Here is a 4,999-nt window from a genome sequence, read left to right as displayed (position 1 = left end):
CTGGGACTATCTCGGCGACCGCCTCCGCATCCCCGGCGCACCCACCATTCCCGCCTTGGATCACCTCATCCGCCAAGCCGCCCTCGCGTAGAGCCGCCCGGCCTTTTGCTCCGGCTACTGATAGATATGGTAACTACCTGAATATACAAGATAAAAATCCCGAAGGTCAAATGGTCCGCGAGTCGTTTCATGAGCCCGCCGGCATGAACCGCCGTCCGAGCCCGTTCGACGACCTGCGCGGTCGCGGACCCCGCGCCGCCTCACCACTCGCTGCCCGGCTCCGCGTCGCCGAGCGCCTCGGCGATTCGCGCACGCGTCGCGGCCGTGGTTCCCTCGGGCAGCGAGGCGGGCGTGAAGAAGCCGGCGGCGAGGATCTCGAGCGAGCGCGGCGGCGGCGCGGCCTGCGCGGCGCGGGCGACGTAGACGGCGACGTGGTCGCGGCGGCCGCCGGCCGGATGGCGGTAGAGGCCGAGGAGGCGCGGCGGCGCGGCGACCTCGAGGCCGGCCTCCTCGCGCGCCTCGCGCAGGGCGGCGGCAAGGGCGCTTTCGCCGGGGTCGACTGCGCCGCCGGGAAGATGCCAGCCGGGCACGTAGCTGTGCCGGACGAGCATGACCCGGCCCTCGGGGTCGATGGCGACGAGGCGGACGCCGAGCGTCGTCGGGGCCTTGAACGCGGCGCGCAGCCACAGCAGCGCCTCGCCCGCGAGCCGGTGCGCCCGCGCGAGGAGCCCGGCGCCCGGCGGCAGGTCGCGCGGGACCGTCATGGCGTCCCGCTCCCGGCGCGGACCGGACGGTCGGGGCGGACACGGCCATGCGGCGCCGGCCCCCCGGGATCGGAGGCGGCGAGGCGGACGGCGGCGGTCATGGCGCGGGCGGCGCGGACAGGGCGCGGTCGGGTCGGCAATCGTCTCGAACCACGTCGGCGCCGCAGGCCCGCGGCGACAGGTTGCGGTCGAGGCAGATCCGCACCTCGCGCAGCAGGCCGTCGCGGCAGGTCACCACGACGCTCTCCGCACCCAGGTCCGGATTGGCGGCAAGGAGCGCCTTCTCGACCGAAGCGGGGGTGGTGCGCGCCGGAACCCGGGGGCGCGACACCATGCCGAAGGCGAAGCGCGACAGGGCGAAATAGTCGGCGGCCGCCATCTCCGCGCAGCTCCCGTGCTTCTTCCAGGTGTGCCACGCGAGGCCGCCCGAGCCCATGATGTCGGCCATCGCCGCGGTTTCGCGGCGCGACGGCGGAGCGGCGTCGGCTTCGCAGTATTCCGGCCACCCGTCCTCGTATTGCGGCCAGAGCCCGTGCAGGACGAAGTCGAGATCGCGCCCGGGCGCGCATTGCTCGGGCGCGCCGTCGGCCTCGGCGCACCAGCTCGGCGACCACGAGAGCGCCAGCAGCCAGTAGTCGAACCCCGCCGCCGGCCCGGCCGCCAGAGATGCGGCCAGGGCCGCCATGATCGCGCCGCGCAAGGTCGAATGCCTCTTTATCATCCACGCCGTCAGGCCTATATAGAAGCCCTCTCTCCCCGCGAAAACCGACCTTCGCGCCCCGGCGCACCCCAGTTTTCGACTCGGGGAGGACATGTCTTGACCGCCGTTTCGGGCGCGAATGGGGATAACGCCGATGACGCTTCCGCTGATGCCGAAGGCCACCGCGATCTGGCTGGTGGAGAACACGACCCTGACCTTTCAGCAGATCGCCGAATTCACCGGGCTGCACGAGCTCGAGGTGAACGGCATCGCCGACGGCGAGGTGGCGCAGGGCATCAAGGGCTTCGACCCGATCGTCAACCGCCAGCTGACCGCCGAGGAGATCAAGCGCGTCGAGCGCGACCCCAAGGCGCGGCTGCGGCTGATGAAGAACCCGGCCGCCGAGGGCGAGACCAAGCGCCGCGGCCCGCGCTACACGCCGCTGTCCAAGCGGCAGGAGCGGCCCGCCGCCATCGCGTGGCTGGTGAAGTTCCATCCCGAGCTGCCCGACGGCGCGATCGCCAAGCTGGTGGGCACCACCAAGCCGACGATCGAATCGATCCGCGACCGCTCGCACTGGAACATCGCCAACATCGCCCCGGTCGATCCCGTGGCGCTCGGCATGTGCAAGCAGACCGAGCTCGACGCCGCCGTCGCCAAGGCGGTGTCGCGCGCCGGCCGGTCCGGCGAGGTGATGACGGACGACGAGCGGATGCGCCTCGTCTCGACCGAGCAGTCGCTCGCCATGGATCCCGAGCCGCGCCTGCCGTCGAGCGTGTCCGGCCTCGAGAACTTCCGCCTCGGCGGGGCCGGCGGCCGCGACGAGCGGCCCGCCGCGCGCGGGGACGCGCGCAGCGCGGCCGAACGGCTGTTCAATCTTGACCCCGCGGACGGCGACGACGACTAATCCACACGCCCACGCATGGCGGGCGGCACGACAGCGCGAGGCGAGCGATGATCCACGACTTCTGCATCGTCGGCGCTGGAATCGTCGGGCTCGCGACGGCGCGGGCGCTGCTGGAGCGGCGGCCGGGGGCGAGCCTCGTGATTCTCGAGAAGGAGGAGGCGACCGGCCGCCACCAGACCGGGCGCAACAGCGGGGTCATCCATTCGGGCGTCTACTATGCGCCCGGGAGCCTCAAGGCCCGGCTCTGTCGTGACGGCTCGGAGCGCACGATGGACTTCTGCGAGGCCCACGGCGTTCCCTTCGAGCGGCGGGGCAAGCTGATCGTCGCCACGAGGCCCGAGGAGCTGCCGCGGCTGGACGAACTTGAACGCCGGGCCGCGGAGAACGGCGTGGAAACCGAACGGCTCGACGCCGCCGCCATCCGCGCCCGCGAGCCGGCGATCACCGGGCTCGCCGCGCTGTCGATTCCGGCGGCGTCGATCGTGAGCTATCGCCGCGTCCTCGACGCGCTCGCCGCGGAGCTGCGGGCCGGCGGGGCGGAGCTGCGGCTTTCGACGGCGCCCGAGGCGATCCGCGAGGGCGGGGACGCGGTCGAGATCGCCACGCCGGGCGGGACCGTGCGCGCCCGGCGTCTCGTCGCCTGCGCCGGATTGCAGTCCGACCGGGTGGCCCGCATGGCGGGCCTGCGGGTCGGGCACCGGATCGTGCCGTTTCGCGGCGAGTATTTCCGGCTGGCGCCGCGCCTGTCCGGGGTGGTCCGGGCGATGATCTATCCGGTCCCGGACCCTGCGCTGCCGTTCCTCGGGATTCACCTGACGCCGATGATCGACGGCTCGGTGACGGTGGGGCCGAACGCGGCGCTCGGTTTCGCGCGGGAGGGGTATCGCAAGGGATCGGTGTCGGCGCGCGACGTCGCGGACATGGCGACGTTCGCCGGCTTCTGGCGCTGCATGGCGCAGAACCTGCGGCCGGGCCTGGCGGAACTCGGCGACTCGCTGTTCCGCCGGCGGTATCTGGCGGCGTGCCGGCGCTACTGTCCGGAGCTGACGCTGGAGGACCTCGCCCCGATGGAGCCGGGCATCCGCGCCCAGGCGGTGCTGGCCGACGGAACGCTGGAGCACGACTTCCTGTTTCTCGACACGCCGCGAAGCGTGCATGTCTGCAACGCCCCCTCGCCGGCCGCCACCTCGGCGCTGCCGATCGGCGACATGATCGCCGATCGCGTGCTGGCCGGGACGGCGTAGGACGCCCGCCGACCGCCTAACGGATCGCCGTGACGTCGTCGGCCGAGACCTTGGCGCCGCCCGCGAGGACGAGGACGGGCTCGCCGTCCTCGATGCTGACCTCGCCGACGGTAGCGAAGATCTCGCCCTTGCTCGTGCCGATGGGCTCGTCGTCCTTCAGGCTCTCGACCGTGAAGGAATAGAGCCCGTGCGGAAGGTTGGCGCCGAGGGAGTCGGCGCCGTCCCATTCGAGCGTCGGATCGGTCGGGTCGACGCTGCGGCGGGCGACCACCTCGCCGAAGTCGTTGGTGACGACGAGGATGGCGCTGTCGGCCCCCTCGAGCGGCGTGGTCTCGATGGCGATCGGGACGCCGGTGAAGGCCGCCTGCGCCGGGGCGCGCACCTCGCGGCCGATCCATGCGGCAAGGCCGGCCGAAGCCCCGCCGCCCAGCGCCGCATGGATCTGGTCCAGCCGGTCGTTGGTGCGCACCTGCTGCTCGACGGCGGAGAAGTTGGCGAGCTGGGCGACGAACTCGGTCGATTCGGTGGGCTTCAGGGGATCCTGGTTGCGCAACTGCGTGGTGAGCAGCGTCAGAAAGGTCTGGAAGTCGGTGGCGGCGGGTTCCTTGCCGGCGGCGTCCTGCGTCCCGGTTCGCGGGGTCGTCGCGTAGGTCGTGCCGGTGGAGGTCGGGGCGATTTCCATGGGCTGGCTCCGGTCAGAGGCGGATGTCGAGCCCGGCGACGGCGGGGGGGCGCCGGGCGGAGGGTGGGATCGGCGTGTCGGCGTCGGGGGTCGCAAGCCAGGCGAAGGCGCCGGCGGCGTCAGGCGCCTCGCGGTCCCGGGCGTCGCCGCCGGAAGCGAATTCCAGTGAGACGTCCGAGTAGCCCGCCTCGCCGAGGTCGCGGGCGAGCGTGTCGGCGTGGCGGCGGAGGAAGTCCTGGGTCTCCGGGCGGTCGGCGAGGACGACGGCCTGGAGCCCGCCGGTCTCGGTGGCGTGCAAGCGGATCTGGACGCGGCCGAGCTCCGGAGGGTCGAGGCGGATATCGACCTGGCCGTCGCTGGAGCTGCCGATGGCGAGGGTGAGTTGGGCCGCGACGTCGCGGGGGCTGGCGGCAGACGCGGGCGCGGCATGTGGCGCCGCATGGTGTGCTGCCGCCAGCCGCCAGGCGGGCGCGTCGGCGCGGGGCGCGTCGACGAGCACGGGCGCGGCGGCGGCAGGGCGGAGATCGGCGGTCGGCGCGGCGACGGACGTCGTGGCGGGGCGGGCTTGCTCGGCGGCATCGGGTTCCGGTTCCGGGCCGGCTTCGGCCTCGACGGCCGCTTTCGCCTCGTCGTACCGGACGGCGGCCGGCTCGGCCGCGGCAGCCGTCGGCACGGCCGGCGCCGCCGCCGGCGGCGCGGCGG

Annotated in this window: 6 protein-coding genes; 2 read left to right on the top strand and 4 right to left on the bottom strand. The window is 73.3% G+C overall.

Annotation, left to right across the window (positions count from 1 at the left end; translation table 11 throughout):
• Positions 1-260 precede the first annotated feature (260 nt).
• A complete protein-coding gene (locus KBA23_RS15765; RefSeq protein WP_290742908.1) occupies positions 261-764 on the bottom strand; it encodes an NUDIX domain-containing protein in 504 nt (167 codons plus the stop codon).
• A 97-nt stretch (positions 765-861) separates the two neighbouring features.
• A complete protein-coding gene (locus KBA23_RS15760; protein WP_290742905.1) occupies positions 862-1,449 on the bottom strand; it encodes a ribonuclease T2 in 588 nt (195 codons plus the stop codon).
• 169 nt (positions 1,450-1,618) lie between these two features.
• Here KBA23_RS15760 and KBA23_RS15755 point away from each other — a divergent pair, with 169 nt between their 5' ends.
• Both KBA23_RS15755 and lhgO read left to right on the top strand, forming a co-directional pair.
• On the top strand, positions 1,619-2,371 hold the full coding sequence (locus KBA23_RS15755) for a cell cycle transcriptional regulator TrcR (RefSeq protein WP_290742902.1): 753 nt from the start codon (positions 1,619-1,621) through the stop codon (positions 2,369-2,371).
• Positions 2,372-2,418: 47 nt separating this feature from the next.
• Entirely contained in the window at positions 2,419-3,615 is a 1,197-nt protein-coding gene (lhgO, locus tag KBA23_RS15750) for an L-2-hydroxyglutarate oxidase (protein WP_290742899.1), read from the top strand.
• 16 nt (positions 3,616-3,631) lie between these two features.
• On the opposite strand, the gene KBA23_RS15745 is transcribed toward lhgO, so the two are convergent.
• Both KBA23_RS15745 and KBA23_RS15740 read right to left on the bottom strand, forming a co-directional pair.
• Complete coding sequence (locus KBA23_RS15745; protein WP_290742896.1) at positions 3,632-4,297, bottom strand: flagellar hook capping FlgD N-terminal domain-containing protein; 666 nt, start codon at positions 4,295-4,297, stop codon at positions 3,632-3,634.
• Between the two features lie 13 nt (positions 4,298-4,310).
• On the bottom strand, positions 4,311-4,999 hold a 689-nt coding region (locus tag KBA23_RS15740; RefSeq protein ID WP_290742893.1), incomplete at its 5' end, for a flagellar hook-length control protein FliK.

Origin of the sequence: Amaricoccus sp. (assembly GCF_017995835.1) — a bacterium.
GTDB lineage: Bacteria > Pseudomonadota > Alphaproteobacteria > Rhodobacterales > Rhodobacteraceae > Amaricoccus.
Note: the sequence above shows the minus strand (reverse complement) of the source record. Positions and strands in the feature narration are given on the sequence as shown.

Excerpts from the sequence above, each read along its gene's own strand:
- KBA23_RS15765 (WP_290742908.1), bottom strand. The coding sequence starts at position 764 with ATGACGGTCCCGCGCGACCTGCCGCCGGGCGCCGGGCTCCTCGCGCGG.
- KBA23_RS15760 (WP_290742905.1), bottom strand. The coding sequence starts at position 1,449 with ATGGCGGCCCTGGCCGCATCTCTGGCGGCCGGGCCGGCGGCGGGGTTC.
- KBA23_RS15755 (WP_290742902.1), top strand. The coding sequence starts at position 1,619 with ATGACGCTTCCGCTGATGCCGAAGGCCACCGCGATCTGGCTGGTGGAG.
- lhgO (WP_290742899.1), top strand. The coding sequence starts at position 2,419 with ATGATCCACGACTTCTGCATCGTCGGCGCTGGAATCGTCGGGCTCGCG.
- KBA23_RS15745 (WP_290742896.1), bottom strand. The coding sequence starts at position 4,297 with ATGGAAATCGCCCCGACCTCCACCGGCACGACCTACGCGACGACCCCG.